The sequence below is a fragment of the Parabacteroides sp. CH2-D42-20 genome (assembly GCF_003670185.1).
Lineage (GTDB): Bacteria > Bacteroidota > Bacteroidia > Bacteroidales > Tannerellaceae > Parabacteroides > Parabacteroides distasonis.
In genome coordinates, this window is sequence record NZ_RAYG01000012.1 from 1 (window position 1) to 16245 (window position 16245).

Genomic DNA, 16245 nt, shown 5'->3' on the forward strand with positions numbered 1-16245 from the left:
TGTGAAATAGTCAGCCTTTCTGTTTGAACAGCATTCATGCGAAAAGAACCGTTTCTGTATGATACCCACGGACAATGGCTACCGTATCGGCGCAACACGCTGCCACTTTCGGCAAATCCATTGCAGAGCAGCAGATTATATATTCCTTTGCGGCAAAAGAAACAATACCAACTAAAAGAAAGACAATATGGAAATCGTATCTATTGAAAGAAAGACTTTTGAGGCGATGGTCGCCAAGTTCGACCGGTTCGTCAGTCGCATGGATGCCATCTGCCGGCGGCACGGAGAGAAGACAATGGGCGAGTGGATGGACAATCAGGACGTTTGCCGGATGCTCAACATCAGCCCACGAACATTGCAGACGCTTCGTGATAACGGCACATTGGCTTACTCGCAGATAAACCACAAGACCTACTACCGTCCCGATGACGTGCAGCGTATTGTTTCCGTTGTGGAGGACAGGTGCAAAGAAGCAAAGTTCAAGGGCAGGACGATTTAATCACCTGCATATAGTAAACAAAGTAATTACACTAAATCCAAAGTAACATGAATGAACTGATTAACAAGGACAGCGAGTGGATAATCCACTTCATGGGCAGCCTCGACCGTCTTTTGGACAGCTTCGAACATCTGACCGCCAATTACCGCCCGACACTGAACGGTGAACGTTTCTTTACTGACAAGGAGGTGTCGGCACGGTTGAAGATGAGCCGCCGGACACTTCAAGATTATCGCAACGAGGGTCGTATCGCCTATATCCAGTTGGGTGGCAAAATCCTCTACCGTGAATCCGACATCGAAAGGATGCTTGCTGACGGCTACCGCTCTGCCTATCGGCTGACAGACACATGATTTTCTTGAAGGAGCGCAGTTTGCCGTCTGCCCTGTGATTGCGTCAGCAACGGACTTTCGGCAAAAAGAGAAAGGAACAGCTTACGGACGGAGCATCAAAATCCCGCTTCGTCTGTAAGCCGTTCCTCTTTCCTGTCTTCTGATTTCCCATCAGTCGCTCGTTTCCGTTGCCGGATGCTCTTCAAGCGTATGGCAGGCAGTGGCAAGGTTTTCGGGCTGAATACGCTCCGCAGGAGGAAGATTCTGCCTGAAACGGCTTGCCGCCCGACCTTGCCGCTGCCATCAAGCCATATGCTACCTTTGCATCCGTACATTGGGAACGAGTGGCTGACGGAATGAACCTCAACTATACCATCGGTTGTTACCCCTGTCACAAGAAACAAACAATGTAATCGGAGTTTCTCTTTTAATGCCACTGATTTTATTTATTACAAACTGCCTGAACAAAATACTCTCTTTACTGCATATCCTAAATGCAACGGCTATAATCACTTCAATGTTATAGACATCGTAACTGATGCCATCCGGTTGCTTGAGATACTTCATCGTGCCAAGTTCGTTCAGTTCCTTGTTCTTGTAGATGGAACGGATCGCCTTGCGGACATGGCAGGAAAACACGCCGAACAGGTCGGCTACCTCTTGTTGCGTCATCCACACGGATACGGTCGGCATCGTGACCGCACCCGTTTCACTGATTGTTATTATTCCTCTGCTCATAATGCGTTTATTATTTGGTGTTTATTCTCTGTCCTCTTTCTTTTCGCCAGCTGATATTTCCTTTCTTCGCTCCATCAGCTTGTCCATATCTCTGGAGATTTTATCATCGGTTATCCGTGCATACCCCTGTGTCGTCCGGATATTGGAATGTCCCATCATTTTAGCGATGCTCTCGATAGGTATATCCGATGAAATCAGGAACGTACCGAAGCTATGCCGACTTTGATGATAGGACAAGTTGTCTTCTTTCCCTATGATTACACCCAGCTCATGAATCTCAAACCACAGGGCATCCCGATTGGAAAGCGGGAACACGGGATGTTCATCGTCAGTCGTGTTATACAGCGACAATATCCGCTCCGCTATGGGATGCAGTGGAATGAACGCCTCTATCTTTGTCTTCTTGCGGTTGATGCGGATGTACCGCCTACCATCCGCATTCGTCCCGATATGATGTGGATGCAGGAGCATTATATCCACATACGCCAGTCCGGTCAGGGTCGAAAAGATGAAAGCCCGTCTTGCCAGTTCCATCCGCTTGTCATACATCGGGGTGGAAAGTATCTTCTTGAACTCCTCACGGCTGATATACCTGTGCCTTGCCTCCGGCTTGGTTTCATATTCCATTTCCTCACAAGGGTTCACGCGGATAATCTCCTTATCGACTGCCAGATACAGCAGGCGGTTCAACCAACGCAGGCAATGGTTGGTTTGGGAAGCCCCGAAATTCTTGCATCTCTTCAAAAACGCTTTGTAGGCTTTGCCGAAGTCTTCCGTGACTTCTTCAAGGCCTATGTCTTTCTTGCCCAAAGACATGAGATAATTTGTCAGGTACTTCTGGTAATACATTGAACTCCGATAGGAAGAAGTTGAGTCTATTTCCTCGGAATGTTTCTTCAAACGCTCCCTTTCCCATTCCCCCATTTGCAGGAGGGTCGTCGGATGGATGTTGTTCAAGGTGATATGGTTTTTCAGTATCTCCGCACTGACTACGCCCTGCGATTTCAATATCTCATTGTAGGCTTCCTCTGTTATCCGCAGGTATTCCTGTAAACGGTTGTTCTCCCTTGCGGACTTTATCTCGTTCTTCCTGCCGTTCCAGTCTTCCGGTCGGCAATAAATTCCCGTACTGATGACGGTCTGTTTTCCGTCAATGGTTATACGGCAGAGTACGACAGTCGTTCCGTCAGCCTTTACCTTGCTGCGGTTGATGTAGGGCAACAGTGAAAATGTGCTTCGCTTATCGTTTTCTGTATTAAATGGTTAATTGAAAATCTTCGGTAGCTTTGATAAACTTGTCCATGTCCTCGAAAAGTTTCTTCGGGCTGACACGGGCATAGACCTGAGTGGTAGAAATATCGGAATGTCCCAACATGCGGCTGATGGTCTCTATCGGCACACCCGCTTCGAGTGTTATCAGCGAAGCAAAACTATGGCGGGCCTGATGATAGCACAAGTTATCCTTGATGCCTGCCAGTGCAGCCAACGCTTTCATGTGCCGTTTCATGTTCGGGTGGTAGATTATCGGGAAAAGCGTTTCCCGGGTTTCATCCCTGTATTTTTCAAGCAGTGCCAACGCTTCGGGAAGCAGTTTCACGCTCGCCCGATGTTCGTTTTTCTTTCGGCGGTATTTCAGCCATAATGCTCCGTTGTCGTCCGTGTACAGGTTCTCGTCCGTGATGGAAACCACATCAGCGTATGACACACCCGTGTAGCAGGCAAACAGAAAAAGGTCGCGTGCCAATATGTGCGTCTTCCTGTATGGCGGTATTTCTACGTCACGGATTCTTTCGAACGATTCGCGACTCAATGCACGTGGTGTCCTTTCTGATTGCCGGGGCAGGGCGAAATGTTGAAAATGGCATTTCTCGGAATACCCTTTCTTATAGGCAAGGCGGCAGATTTTCTTCAGGATGGCAAGGTGGTGGCGGACGGTATCTATCGCATAGCCTTTATCTTCCGTGACGAAGGCCTGATAGTCGTGGATGAACTGTTCCGTCAATTGTCCGAAAGCCAAATCCTTGACCTTGTATTTGGTTTCGATGAACTCCCCGAGTGTCAGCCGCATATAGTGATAACCGGGATAAGTTCCTTTCGCACGGTCTATGCCGATACGTGCCTTAATGTCGTCACAGATTGCATCTGTCATTTTCATGAGGGTCATCTGCGTTTCCATGCTGCCTTGAAAAAGGTCTTTCACATCGGTGGCGTCAAAACCGACCTTACGGGACACAAGGCTGTCGAATGCGGCGTTTACCGCCAACAGCAGTTTTTCAATCCTGGCATTGGTTTCCACCGCTTCCTTGCTCTTGCCGTTCAGACGGCTTTCACGTGGATTCCACAATTCAGGCGTGCAGGACAGTTTGCATCCGAACTGCGCCATCGTGCGGTTCACGGTTATGCGTCCCATGATGTGAGCCTTGCCCGACTTGTCCAGTCCGCTCTTTTTGAGGTAGAGCAGCACCTTGAATTTTTCTACTTTCATACGCTTATATTTTTTAGTGCAAAATTACTTGCCGTATAAGCGTTCCTTGATATGCAAAACCCTGTGTATGAGCGCAAACAAAACGGTGAGGATTTCTTTTCATTGCCTGCCGTTACCTATTCCCGTTTCGGTAACTGCCCGGCTAACGGTTTGGTAACTGAACAACCTCAATATTCCGTTGCCGTTTGCATTTTCTCCACTTAGCAGAATAGTGAAATACCGCTCATTTCAAACGATTTACGTTTTTACTTCACTTGCCTGCTTTTCCTTGCATAACCTATCACTTTCCACTGCGCCAGACATGGCTTTGCAACGTTGGCTTTGAGCATGGGTATGCCTATTGAGAGCGTGAGCCGTGTTTTGGGACACACGAACATAGTCACGACCCAAATCTACGCAAAAATCACAACGCAGAAGCTGGATAGCGACCTTACCTTGTTCGGCAACAGGCTGAACCAATCGTTTAACAACGTATCAATGGCAGGACAATGAAAAGGAATATCATCGAAATCACGGAACACGGTACAGTAACTATACCGAATGAAATTGTATGGATGAGCGAAGAGGAACTTGTCAGCCTGTTCGGTGTTATCGCTCCATCTGTCCGTGCAGCAATTAAAACAGTATATAAAAACGAAATACTGAAAGAGTATGAGGTGCAACGATATATCCGCATATCGGACAAAATCAGTGTGGATGTTTACAGCCTTGAAATGGTTATCGCCCTCGCTTTCCGCATCCGTTCATACGGAGCGGAACGGGTGCGCAATGCTATACTTGAAAGGCTGTACTTGCGAAAAGAGAAAACAAGCATCTTCTTTTCGCTATGTAATAGCATAAAATCATCTGAATATCAAGCGTAAAGTGTATTGGTATGACAACATGAAGTAATGAAACCGATGCGTATTCCCATTGCCGACAATGTATCCATATATATAATTGAGTAGGCGTATTGTCATTCATTTACAGGAATGTGGCAATCCCGAAGAAGCACCCCTCTATGACGGTTGTTTCTTCGGGATTTTTATTGCCATATTCTCCGATATGCTGCAAGTTTTTCATTCCGTGTGTTTTTTGCGCCATTCTGCTGTGATTTGCGTATCAAGGTTTCAAGCAACCCTCTCTAACTTTGCACACGATTATTTATCAACCATTTAAGCGTATGAACAATGAGTAAATCGGACATCTGCAAGGAGGAGTTTATCCGAGTGGGTACGACCCTCTACAAGTTAGTGAACCAGCCCCGACTGAACGGTGGCTATGTGAAGAAACGAATCGTGTGGAACAACGAAACGTTACGGCAGGACTACGGCAAGCACTATCTCGCCACCGTCCCCAAGTATGACGGCTTCTGCACGGTTCCCGACCATGTGAATTACCATCCGATAGTGGACAAGTTCCTGAACCTCTATGAACCGATAGACCACAAACCGATGGAGGGTGATTTTCCCTCTATCCGTTCGTTGGTGGAGCACATCTTCGGGGAGCAATACGAGTTGGGAATGGACTACCTGCAACTGCTATATCTGCAACCCATCCAAAAGTTGCCTATCCTACTGTTGGTATCGGAAGAACGCAACACAGGCAAAAGTACGTTTCTGAACTTTCTGAAAGCCCTGTTTCAGAACAACGTGACATTCAACACCAACGAGGACTTCCGTAGCCAATTCAATTCCGATTGGGCTGGCAAGCTGCTTATCGTGGTGGATGAAGTGCTGCTTAGCCGCAGGGAGGACAGCGAACGGTTGAAGAACCTGAGTACCACATTATCCTACAAGGTGGAAGCCAAAGGCAAAGACCGTGATGAGATTGCGTTCTTTGCCAAGTTCGTGCTGTGTTCCAACAACGAGTATCTGCCCGTCATCATAGACGCAGGGGAAACACGTTATTGGGTGCGCAAGATAGACCGCTTGCAGTCCGATGATACCGACTTTTTGCAAAAGCTGAAAGCGGAGATACCAGCCTTCCTTTACCACTTGCAGCACAGGCAGCTATCCACTGAGAAAGAGAGCCGTATGTGGTTTGCCCCGTCATTGCTACATACCGAAGCCTTGCAGAAGATTATCCGCAGCAACCGCAACCGATTGGAGATTGAGATGAGCGAGCTTGTACTTGACATCATGGCAAGTACGGGTATTGACACTTTCTCTTTTTGCTGCAACGACATTCTCACGCTGTTGGCAAACACGTATGTCAAGGCGGAGAAGCACCAAGTGCGGAAAGTATTGCAGGAGTGTTGGAAACTCACGCCTGCACTAAACGGACTTACATACACTACCTACCAACTGAACTATAATCGGGAGTGTCGGTATGAGCCGATAAGGAGAGTGGGACGCTTCTATACCGTCACAAGGCAGCAACTTGAAACGCTGTAATTCCATTATCTTTTTGTTGAATTGTTGAATAAGGATATAATCATACTGATAATAAGCAATATATACTCTCAACAAAATCTCAACAGACCAAAAGAGAAGTTGAGCATAAAGCCCCGACCGATTGTCGGTTTCTCTTTTGGCGAGTGGTTTGTTGAGCGAATGTTGAGGACCTATTTATATGGATATAAGTATGTTACATATGCCATTCAACGAATCAACGATTTTCATTCACCATTAAAACCATAGGAAGATTATGACTACACAGGAAGCAAAGAATATACGCATCGCAGACTATCTGCAAAGTCTGGGCTACAGTCCCGTCAAGCAGCAGGGCAAAAGCCTTTGGTACAAATCACCGTTCAGGGAGGAAACGGAAGCGTCGTTCAAGTTGAACACTGAACTCAACCAATGGTACGACTTCGGAACAGGCAAAGGCGGTAATATCATCGCATTGGCACAGGAACTTTACGGTTCGGACTATGTGCCTTACCTGCTTGGGAAGATAGCGGAGCAAGCACCGCACGTCCGTCCCGTGTCTTTCTCTTTTCGCCAGCAGGCATCCGAACCGAGTTTCCAACATTTGGAGGTGAGAAAACTCACTCACCCTGCATTGCTCCGCTATTTGCAGGAACGTGGAATAAATACCGCATTGGCACGGGTTGAATGTAAGGAACTGCACTTCGTCCACAACGGTAAACCCTATTTCGCCATCGGATTCCCGAATGTGGCAGGAGGCTATGAGGTGCGCAACCGTTTCTTCAAGGGTTGCATCGCCCCGAAGGACATCAGCCATATCCGACAGTCGGGAGAACCGAGAGAGAAATGCCTCGTATTCGAGGGAATGACGGACTATCTTTCATTCCTCACCTTGCGGATGAAGAACTGCCCGATCATGCCCAACCTTGACGGGCAGGATTACGTTATTCTCAATTCCGTTTCCAATGTATCCAAAGCCATAGACGTGCTGCACGGGTATGAGCGCATACACTGTCTGCTTGACAATGACGAAGCAGGACGGAATGCGTATTGGGAACTGGCAGGAGAGTTTGCCGGACGTATCAGGGACTTCTCCCACAACTATAACGGACACAAAGACCTGAACGACTACCTGTGCGGTAAGCCCTTGTCCCAATCGGTAGAGCCGATAGAGCAGGAGAAGCAAGTCCAATCCGCAAGGCGGATGATGCATCCACCGAAAAAACGAGGGCTGAAGATGTAGAAAGCGAATGCTTGCAGCGACACGGATATTTGCCAACGGAAAATGCCGTAGCTTATTAGGGAATTTGTCCGAGCCGCATTGCAAGCAACGCTGAAAATTCCCCAATAAGCCAAAGAGGTTGCACCTCTCTGGACACTCCCAGCCAACGGCAAAAGCCGTACAAGAGTAAACCACCAACCATTGTTTCACAAGTTAAAAAGAAAGGATTATTATATGGGTTATGCAGTATTACACATGGAGAAGACAAGCGGAACGGATGCCGCCATGTCAGCGCATATAGAACGCACCATCAAACCGAAGAATGCCGATGAGAGCAGGACGCACCTAAATCGGGAACTGATAAGGTTTCCCAACGGGGTGGAGAACAGGACACAAGCCATACAGCACCGATTGGACACCGCAGGACTGACACGCAAAATCGGCAACAACCAAGTGAGGGCTATCCGTGTCCTGCTCACGGGAACGCACGAGGATATGGAACGCATCACCAACGAGGGCAGACTGGATGGGTGGTGTAGCGACAATCTGAAATATCTTGCCGATACATTCGGTAGGGAGAACATCGTATCGGCAGTCTTGCATATGGACGAGCAGACACCGCACATACACGCCACCCTTGTGCCGATAGTCAAGGGAGAGCGCAAACGCAAGAAGAAGGAACAGGTAAAGAGGCGATACCGCAAGAAACCAACTGATGCCGCCCGACTGTGTGCCGATGAGATTATGACACGTGCCAAACTCAAATCCTATCAGGACACCTATGCCCAAACCATGAGTATTTACGGGTTACAGCGTGGTATTGACGGTTCGGAAGCAAGGCATATCTCCACACGGCAGTATTACCGTGATTTGATGCAACAGACGGAACAATTACAGACAGACATAGAACAACTTCAAGACCGCAAGAAAACGGCACAGGAAGAACTCAGGCGGGCCAAGAAAGAGGTGCAGACCGAGAAACTGAAAGGTGCAGCCACGACAGCAGCCACTAATATAGCCGAAAGTGTAGGTTCTCTTTTCGGAAGTAACAAGGTCAAGACATTGGAAAGGGAAAATGCAGCCTTGCAAAACCGCATTTCTGAACTTGAAAATGAAACCCAAGAACGTGAAAAACGGCAAGCCAAACAGATACAGGAAATGAAAAACGCATACGAGCAACAGAATCGTAAGCTGTCCGAGTTCGTGGATTTTGTTAAACGCTACTTCCCGTATGTGGAGAAACTGATACCAACGATAAAGTTCCTACGTGAAACTCTGAACTTTGGCGATGCCATCATTAGAAAACTATGCACATTCAAAGATGTTTCCATTAAAGGTGAACTATATTCCCGAGAGTTCAACAGACACTTCAAGACTGATAGTGCAGTTTGCTCTCTAAAACAGGATGCAGAGGGAAGATTTGAACTCAACATAGACGGTGTTTCACACATTAGCTGGTTCAGACGAAAAAAAGACGAGTTTATGGAAGCGTTGGGAATACCTACAAAGAGACAAAATCGTGGTATTAAGCTGTAAGTCATAATAAAATCCGTGATAATCGAATGTAGCATCACGGATTTTTCGTACTTTTGCATTCGGATTGAGGGAACTCTTTCCAAAACATATGAGAAAAGAAAGAAGCGTTATGCTTATCTTGTAACTTGAAAACGTAGGAAATTTTCAAATTAGATGCAAGGATAGCATAGTGGTTCTCACGCTATAGCGTGGGCTGCTATTGTTACATCTGCATCTATGGTTTCCTACGACCTTCAAGTAAGAATGTGGCATACAGTTCCACGCTTCTGCGTAATTAACGGCTCAATTGGAACTAAAAGGGCCATTGAAATGAAAAGAATATGGGACAAAATTTTATAAAACATATCATATCTATATCAATCATTACTGTGTTAATAACATCTTGTGCAACAGGCAAGATTGTCTTATCAAATAATGCAAACATAAATAAGTACAAGTATGTCATTTTCGGATATGAAACATCTGGGGATAGAGAATTGGATGATGTCGTAATGTCGGTTCAAAATCAAATAGCAGAAACAAACTTAATAGTTTTATCTGCCTCAAATACGTCAAAAATAATCGAGTGTTCAGATAGCATTCTCACACCAAACATCCATGTTACATCTGAAAAATGGGATGGAGGACATACATATATAACCGTAACGTTTTACGGTTATAACAACAATCAAAGAGTAGTTGTCATAAAAAGTAGTGGAATAGGAATGACGGTAAACCATGACCAAAGTATAGCACTAAATGCAATAAGAAAAAAGCTTAATAAGTTATTTAACTAATATAGGGTATTTCATATACATAACAACAAAAATAGAATATGTATCCACACGATAATATTTTCAATATTTATTACAATATAGGCAAACGAACTCCATTTTTAGTTAAAAGGTGTGAGTTGGGATTAGTTCGGTCATCAAGTGAAGAAAGGCGTATTGACCCAAATCAAGACAGAACATTTTTAGTTGAGACAGTAAAGCCACATGGTAAATATGGCAAGGCTTATGGTAAATGCTTTGTAAATGGTAAGCCTGATGATAGTTATAGACAAGAATGCTATCCAAATATTAAAGACGAAGAAATTCCTTGCGCTGGATGTGGTGAGTGGGTTTTAATAGATGTTCCAGGCGTATCGTTTGATGAAATATTCCCTATTCATAAAGCGGATGAAGTGCTTATGTTTGGAAAATACAAAGGGAAGTCTTTGAGTGATGTCTATAATATGGATTGTCAATATCTTTATTGGTTAGAAGCAACAGATAGATTTTTTAAGGTTGATTTTGAGGAACTTAAACGCTTGCATCCTAACGCTGAAAAAACTTTGGATATATCTATATCTGAAAAAATAATAAATTTTGGAAAATATAAAGGAAAACAGTTCTGTGAATTTAAAGATGATATTCCTTATCTTGAATGGCTTGTCTCTATAGAGAAAATATCCATTGAAGACTTTAAAATATTAACTACGATATAATCAATAAAACAATAAGTATGAGAAAAATTTTCGTCACATTAACATTATTCTTTGCTGTAATCAATATTATGGCGCAAGAACATCTTTCTTTTAAAGGCATTCCTATAGAAGGAAGTATGACCGCTTTCTGTCAAAAACTCAAAGCAAAAGGTTTTACTTCACTTGGTCGTGATAACAATATAACTTTGTTTTCGGGTGACTTTACGGGTCGTAAAGCAACCGTAGGAGTGACAGCTACAGATGATGGAAAGAATGTCTTTGCGGTTGTTGTCTTCTTCGATCCAAGTGGTGAGTGGAATACTCTTGTTAATACCTACGACTACTATAAAGATTTATATACTCGTAAATATGGTGTTCCAACAATTTCAAAAGAAAATAATCCTGCTCTTTCTGATTCTAATACAGCATTAATGGCGGAAGTACATCAGGGAACAGTCGTGTACGGTAGCGCATGGGAAGTAACTGGTGGAGACATACAGCTTTCAATAGAAAAATCATCCGGAGTTTACGAAGGTATGGTAATGATTCGCTATCGTGATTCTCAAAATGTAGAAGCCAAAATACAAAATGATTTGGATGATATTTAGGATTGGACATAAACAAGTAAGCGAGCCTTGGCATCTAATCCAAATTAGAGCTAAGGCTCGCTTCTGTTATGAGAATATCAATGCTATAATTATTTGGAATAATATCTGATGATGAATATTAATATTGCGTTTTCGCAAAAAAATATACTTTTATATTTAAGAGTTATTTGACAGCGTAGTACCGCAAATTGCTGAAAATGGCACGGTCTCCAACTCGTTACGTTGTCTCTCAAATAATCCGTCAAATGATTATTATTCAAATGTTTGTATCAAACCGTTGAAAATCTAAAATAAAAAACATTCATGAATTGGCATAAATTATTACATAATGCATGGAATAGCTTTTTAAAGAAGAAAAAGAATAATGGAGAGGTAATTATGCCATACCTTAATTCTTTTGCAGAGAATTATAAAACAAGATTAGCTGTTATAGAACGACATCTTCAGCGGAAAGATTATAATTTTGGTAAATGGAAAGCAATCCTGATTCCCAAAAAGGATGGAGGTAATCGGCCGCTAATCATTCCAAACAGTATTAGTGACAAATTAGTTTTAAAATCCATAAGTGACTATCTATCTGATTCTTTATGTCATTTGTTTAATAGTGTTAGCTCAATTAGTTATGCTTACCAAAAAGGGAAATGTACACGAGACGCTCTTGTTCAATTAAAACGAATACATAATCCCGAAAACATCTTATTAAAAATTGACATTAAGCATTTTTTTGATGAAATAGACAAGATAATACTTATTCAATTGTTAGACCAATATCAAATTGATGATTATGTGAAGCATTTGATTTACAAAGGAATCAATCCAGTTATTGACTATTCAAACCTAAAAAAAAGTGACATTGAAAAGTTTCCAAAAGGTGGAATACCTCAAGGAAATCCGATTTCTTCAGTATTAAGTAACTTATATCTTTATGAATTAGATAAATTAGCGATTTATAAAGGTTGGAAAATGATTCGATATGCAGATGATATGGCATTCTCTGTGTCCAATATTGAAGATGCTCAGCTAATTCTATCTCAAATCGAGGAATACCTATTAGAGAATCGAAAATTGACTATACACCCTTTAAAAACATCCTCTGATGCAAAAACAGCTATTTTCCTAAATCCAAAGAAAAACAGTATGAAATATTTGGGTGTAATTTTTAATGGTCAATATTTATTTCCAACAAAAGAATGCTATAATCAATTAGTTGGAAAAATAAAAACCATACTCAAAGACGCATTGACTTCCAAAGAAAAAGAAGTATCTATTAAAAAAGCTATTGCTCAATGGTGTGGTTATTATGCATTTACTGACATTCCCAATAGTCAAATCAAATGGATGAATAATGTAATTAATTATCAAATTAGCAAATGCAAATTAGATATACCTAAGGTTAATATAGCTGATGTTATTTTTAAGACAAGGAAACACCAAAACAATCGACTTGTTAAGTTATTTCATCCTATACGATTTGGAGAAGAGTATGGATGGTTGAATATCCACAGTTAAAAAGTTTATTGTGGATTTGGGATTCACTTTTATTTTGTACTTTTGCAATCAAATAGAGTTACTTGGGTGCAATTCAAAGCAGAATACAGCAACAAGAACGGTTGGCAATTCGTTACCTCAAAATCGGATAATCTTCCCAAAGTCCTTATTATAAATGAATAAGGATTATGTTCCAAAGTTATGGAAAAAGTCTGGAATAGCGATGAGCTATTACCTAAAAAATTTAAATCAATCATGAAGATCACATTGCTTTTTTTAATACTGGGTATATTGCATGTCTCGGCGGATACCTATGCGCAAAAAGCTCAAGTTACGGTAGAAGTAAAGAACGGGACGTTCTATGATGTCGTCTCGGAGATTGAGAAACAGACCGAGTTCATGTTTTTCTATAAGAGCGAGGATATCGATAATAGTAAGCAGGTGGATATACAGGTGAAGAATCGCCAAGTTACCGACGTGTTGAATGAGTTGTTGAAAAACACGAACTTGACCTACCGTATATCAGGTAAGCACATCACGATCTTGAAGAAAGACGCCGTACAGCAACAAAAGAAAAAGATCTCCGGTACCGTTACGGATCCGGATGGCATACCGGTTATCGGGGCCAATGTCGTGATTAAGGGTACGACGGTCGGTACCGTTACGGATCTGGATGGAAAGTTTAGCTTGGATGCGGCTAATAACGATATCCTGTCATTTTCCTATATCGGCTATGCGGAGCAAGAGATCGAGGTCGGGAATCGTACACTGTTTAACGTGAAGTTGGCCGAGGATTATAAAGCGCTTGAAGAGGTCGTTGTCGTTGGATATGGTACGATGTTGAAACGAAACTTGTCAACTTCAGTGGGTTCCGTAGACTCGGAGAAGTTATTGGAGCGTCCGAATGCCACGAACGTATTCCAAGGATTGGCCGGAAAGGTAGCGGGTGTTAATATCGCTTTGAATTCTGGTGCGCCGGGTGGTAGCCCTGCGATAAAAATCCGTGGTATCGGTTCTTTGAATTCTTCCAATACACCGCTATATGTGGTCGATGGTGTGGTTGGCGTGGATCCGGACCAGATTGATCCGAATATTGTCCAGTCTATCGATATCTTGAAAGACGCTACTTCCTCTTCTATTTATGGTGCGAGAGGTGCGAATGGTGTTGTGGTGATAACAACGAAGGAAGGTAAGAAAAATACAACGAATATCTCGTATAATACCGTTTTGTCTGCCGGAACGTTAGCTCGTAAAGTCGATGTCTTAAATGCGGAAGAGGCTTTGGATGTATTCAAGCGTGCTTATGAGGCTCAACCGGGACGTATCGCTCCCCATCTAGATCCGAGCAATATGTTTACGCATAAGAATGACCTGTTCAATCCGGACGGGACTCCGAAATATGATACGGACTGGCAGGATGCCGTGACCCGTACGGCTTTTTCTCATCAGCATTCACTTAGTTTCTCTGGAGGAAGCGATAAGCTGACCGCTGTGGCGAATGTAAGTTACAAAGATAATCAGGGTATTATGTTGGAGACTTATAAACGTCAGTTGAATGCGTTTATCAATGTAGGATGGGATTTGAAAGAATGGTTCCATTTACAGGCCATGTTGAATGTAGGATCTAGTAATGCCCGAAACTCGGAGAATGCGATCTCTCGGTATACATTGGAAGCATTGCCGTTCCTTCCTATCCAATATGAGGACGGTACCTATTCCCGTAAGGGGGATTATCCCGGTGCGGAAGATACGGAGAACCCCGTGAAAATTTTAAAGGAGCGTAAGAATATCGATAAGAATCAGTACGCGTTGGCTAATGTGATCGGTACGTTTAAAATTACCTCTTGGTTAAAGTTAACGACTAGCTTCAGCCGTCAAGATGGTTCTTATATCAATTCATCTTATACCCCGAGTACCTTATTCGGCTATGGAGATACTCAAAAGGGTAAAGCGGAGAAAGCACATCGAAATACGATGTCGTGGACGAATGAGGACTACTTGACTTTTGATAAAAGCTGGAATAAGCATAACTTGAATGTCGTAGCGGGAGCCAGTTGGTATTACTCAAAAACAGAGAAAAGCGAGCTAGGGGCCGAGAATTTCTTCGATGATTATTTTGAGTACAATAATATGGGAGTCGGCACCGTACGTTCTAAGGTTGGCTCAGACTATACGGATAATAAGATGAATTCTTACTATGCCCGTATCAACTATAATTTTGACAATCGTTACTTATTGGGCGCTTCTTTCCGTGAAGATGGTTCTTCTCGTTTTGGCTTGAATAACCAATATGGTTTCTTTCCTTCATTCTCGGCCGCTTGGCGTGTATCCAATGAGAATTTCTTCGAGAACGCGAAAAAGGTGATTGATGATATGAAAGTCCGTTTGAGCTACGGTACGGTGGGTAACGCGGAAATCGGTGATTATGCGTCTATGGCACGTTATGAGAATAAACGCCTTCCTTTTGGCAAGGATATGACGACGATCGTTACGTTGAAAAGTATGGCAAATCCGGATTTACGCTGGGAGAAATCCAGACAACTTGACGCGGGTATCGATTTGAGTTTCTTTAATGGGCGTATCGAGTTTATGGCGGATTATTATCATAAGATTACGACTGATTTATTGTATGAGCTACAATTGCCTTCTAACTCGGGATATGAGAAAACTATGACAAATTTGGGTAAGATCCGTAATCAAGGTCTTGAGATGAGCTTGAATACACGCAATATCCAAAGCCGTGGTTTCTTATGGACTACCTCTTGGAATTATACGATGAACCGCTCGATGGTACTGGATATAAATGATAATATTATCGGTAAGTGGGGAGGACGCATTGAAGAGGGACATCCTTTAAATGCTCTTTACGGCTATGTTCGCCTAGGTACATGGGGAACCGATGAGGCGGAAGAAGCCGCTAAGTATAATAAGAAACCCGGCGATATCAAGTATTGGGACAAGAATGGTAATGGAATGAAGGATGGCGAAGACCAAGACTATATCGGAAATGGCGCTCCTAAATTCGAGATGAATATGACAAATACATTCTCGTGGAAAGGCTTCACGTTTATGTTTGATTTGCAATGGGTATATGGTAATAAGTTGATTAACTTCACTCGCCAGTTGATGGGTAACCGTGTGACATTCTCCAATGCTTATGCGGACATTCCGGTGAACGCTTGGACGCCGGAAAACCAAAACACGATGGTGCCTAGCTTGCGCCTTCCGGGAGATGGATATGAGAATGACGTAGATTCTTGGAGTTGTGAGCCGGGTTCGTTCTTGCGTTTACGTAATATCGGCTTGAAATATGACTTTAGTTCCCGTATGCTTTCTGCCGCTCACATCAAGAGTTTATCCTTGGGATTCAATGTGGAGAATGCGTTCTTGATTACGAACTATTCTGGTAGTGATCCGGAGGTAACGAGTTATGATGCCGTATTTGAGCAGGGAGTGGATTTTTATACCTATCCCAAACCTCGTACGTACTCATTTACTTTAGGTGTTAATTTCTAATTATTTAATCTTTACTTCGTAAA

Annotated in this window: 16 protein-coding genes and 1 pseudogene; 13 read left to right on the plus strand and 4 right to left on the minus strand. The window is 43.1% G+C overall.

Annotated features, from left to right (window positions below):
* Positions 1 to 187 precede the first annotated feature (187 nt).
* Positions 188 to 499 (plus strand): helix-turn-helix domain-containing protein, encoded by a 312-nt coding sequence (locus tag D7V92_RS08875; RefSeq protein WP_121772715.1) that lies wholly within the window; start codon positions 188 to 190, stop codon positions 497 to 499.
* Positions 500 to 546: 47 nt separating this feature from the next.
* A complete protein-coding gene (locus D7V92_RS08880) occupies positions 547 to 852 on the plus strand; it encodes a helix-turn-helix domain-containing protein (protein WP_121772716.1) in 306 nt (101 codons plus the stop codon).
* A 95-nt stretch (positions 853 to 947) separates the two neighbouring features.
* Here the strand turns inward: D7V92_RS08880 and D7V92_RS08885 are convergent, their stop codons facing one another.
* From D7V92_RS08885 to D7V92_RS08900, 4 genes are read right to left on the minus strand one after another with little or no spacing between them, the layout of a single operon-like run.
* Entirely contained in the window at positions 948 to 1166 is a 219-nt protein-coding gene (locus D7V92_RS08885; RefSeq protein ID WP_233572822.1) for a hypothetical protein, read from the minus strand.
* Between the two features lie 28 nt (positions 1167 to 1194).
* Positions 1195 to 1569, minus strand: coding sequence for a hypothetical protein (locus tag D7V92_RS08890; protein WP_121772717.1), 375 nt, complete (start codon positions 1567 to 1569; stop codon positions 1195 to 1197).
* A gap of 21 nt (positions 1570 to 1590) precedes the next feature.
* On the minus strand, positions 1591 to 2790 hold the full coding sequence (locus tag D7V92_RS08895; RefSeq protein ID WP_199718904.1) for a site-specific integrase: 1200 nt from the start codon (positions 2788 to 2790) through the stop codon (positions 1591 to 1593).
* Between the two features lie 34 nt (positions 2791 to 2824).
* Entirely contained in the window at positions 2825 to 4054 is a 1230-nt protein-coding gene (locus D7V92_RS08900; RefSeq protein ID WP_121772719.1) for a site-specific integrase, read from the minus strand.
* 51 nt (positions 4055 to 4105) lie between these two features.
* Between D7V92_RS08900 and D7V92_RS22055 the strand changes: the two genes are divergently transcribed.
* The 11 genes and pseudogenes from D7V92_RS22055 (at position 4106) to D7V92_RS08960 (ending at position 16222) form a co-directional block, all read left to right on the plus strand.
* The gene (locus D7V92_RS22055; RefSeq protein WP_158598883.1) at positions 4106 to 4258 is read left to right on the plus strand and encodes a hypothetical protein; all 153 of its coding nucleotides are present in this window, start codon (positions 4106 to 4108) and stop codon (positions 4256 to 4258) included.
* 75 nt (positions 4259 to 4333) lie between these two features.
* Positions 4334 to 4546: pseudogene (locus D7V92_RS08905) on the plus strand (tyrosine-type recombinase/integrase); the annotation flags it as partial.
* Positions 4543 to 4917, plus strand: a complete 375-nt coding sequence (locus D7V92_RS08910) for a hypothetical protein (protein WP_016272185.1) — start codon at positions 4543 to 4545, stop codon at positions 4915 to 4917. The pseudogene D7V92_RS08905 and the gene D7V92_RS08910, both read left to right, overlap by 4 nt.
* Before the next feature lie 306 nt (positions 4918 to 5223).
* Complete coding sequence (locus D7V92_RS08915; RefSeq protein ID WP_016272186.1) at positions 5224 to 6429, plus strand: primase-helicase family protein; 1206 nt, start codon at positions 5224 to 5226, stop codon at positions 6427 to 6429.
* A gap of 253 nt (positions 6430 to 6682) precedes the next feature.
* Positions 6683 to 7648 carry a toprim domain-containing protein gene (locus D7V92_RS08925; protein WP_121698685.1) on the plus strand — a complete coding sequence of 322 codons (966 nt, stop codon included), beginning with the start codon at positions 6683 to 6685 and terminating at the stop codon, positions 7646 to 7648.
* A 213-nt stretch (positions 7649 to 7861) separates the two neighbouring features.
* Complete coding sequence (mobV, locus tag D7V92_RS08930) at positions 7862 to 9163, plus strand: MobV family relaxase (protein ID WP_121698686.1); 1302 nt, start codon at positions 7862 to 7864, stop codon at positions 9161 to 9163.
* A gap of 320 nt (positions 9164 to 9483) precedes the next feature.
* Positions 9484 to 9939, plus strand: coding sequence for a hypothetical protein (locus tag D7V92_RS08940; RefSeq protein WP_100263378.1), 456 nt, complete (start codon positions 9484 to 9486; stop codon positions 9937 to 9939).
* A 38-nt stretch (positions 9940 to 9977) separates the two neighbouring features.
* Complete coding sequence (locus D7V92_RS08945) at positions 9978 to 10631, plus strand: hypothetical protein (protein WP_100263379.1); 654 nt, start codon at positions 9978 to 9980, stop codon at positions 10629 to 10631.
* Between the two features lie 17 nt (positions 10632 to 10648).
* On the plus strand, positions 10649 to 11218 hold the full coding sequence (locus D7V92_RS08950) for a hypothetical protein (protein WP_100263380.1): 570 nt from the start codon (positions 10649 to 10651) through the stop codon (positions 11216 to 11218).
* 303 nt (positions 11219 to 11521) lie between these two features.
* Positions 11522 to 12727, plus strand: a complete 1206-nt coding sequence (locus D7V92_RS08955) for a reverse transcriptase domain-containing protein (RefSeq protein ID WP_100263381.1) — start codon at positions 11522 to 11524, stop codon at positions 12725 to 12727.
* Between the two features lie 234 nt (positions 12728 to 12961).
* On the plus strand, positions 12962 to 16222 hold the full coding sequence (locus tag D7V92_RS08960; protein ID WP_233572823.1) for a TonB-dependent receptor: 3261 nt from the start codon (positions 12962 to 12964) through the stop codon (positions 16220 to 16222).
* Positions 16223 to 16245: the final 23 nt, after the last annotated feature.

Excerpts from the sequence above, each read along its gene's own strand:
- D7V92_RS08940 (WP_100263378.1), top strand. The coding sequence starts at position 9,484 with ATGGGACAAAATTTTATAAAACATATCATATCTATATCAATCATTACT.
- D7V92_RS08880 (WP_121772716.1), top strand. The coding sequence starts at position 547 with ATGAATGAACTGATTAACAAGGACAGCGAGTGGATAATCCACTTCATG.
- D7V92_RS08900 (WP_121772719.1), bottom strand. The coding sequence starts at position 4,054 with ATGAAAGTAGAAAAATTCAAGGTGCTGCTCTACCTCAAAAAGAGCGGA.
- D7V92_RS08910 (WP_016272185.1), top strand. The coding sequence starts at position 4,543 with ATGAAAAGGAATATCATCGAAATCACGGAACACGGTACAGTAACTATA.
- D7V92_RS08875 (WP_121772715.1), top strand. The coding sequence starts at position 188 with ATGGAAATCGTATCTATTGAAAGAAAGACTTTTGAGGCGATGGTCGCC.
- D7V92_RS08885 (WP_233572822.1), bottom strand. The coding sequence starts at position 1,166 with ATGTACGGATGCAAAGGTAGCATATGGCTTGATGGCAGCGGCAAGGTC.
- D7V92_RS08960 (WP_233572823.1), top strand. The coding sequence starts at position 12,962 with ATGAAGATCACATTGCTTTTTTTAATACTGGGTATATTGCATGTCTCG.
- D7V92_RS08890 (WP_121772717.1), bottom strand. The coding sequence starts at position 1,569 with ATGAGCAGAGGAATAATAACAATCAGTGAAACGGGTGCGGTCACGATG.
- mobV (WP_121698686.1), top strand. The coding sequence starts at position 7,862 with ATGGGTTATGCAGTATTACACATGGAGAAGACAAGCGGAACGGATGCC.
- D7V92_RS08955 (WP_100263381.1), top strand. The coding sequence starts at position 11,522 with ATGAATTGGCATAAATTATTACATAATGCATGGAATAGCTTTTTAAAG.
- D7V92_RS08925 (WP_121698685.1), top strand. The coding sequence starts at position 6,683 with ATGACTACACAGGAAGCAAAGAATATACGCATCGCAGACTATCTGCAA.
- D7V92_RS08945 (WP_100263379.1), top strand. The coding sequence starts at position 9,978 with ATGTATCCACACGATAATATTTTCAATATTTATTACAATATAGGCAAA.
- D7V92_RS22055 (WP_158598883.1), top strand. The coding sequence starts at position 4,106 with ATGCAAAACCCTGTGTATGAGCGCAAACAAAACGGTGAGGATTTCTTT.
- D7V92_RS08950 (WP_100263380.1), top strand. The coding sequence starts at position 10,649 with ATGAGAAAAATTTTCGTCACATTAACATTATTCTTTGCTGTAATCAAT.
- D7V92_RS08915 (WP_016272186.1), top strand. The coding sequence starts at position 5,224 with ATGAGTAAATCGGACATCTGCAAGGAGGAGTTTATCCGAGTGGGTACG.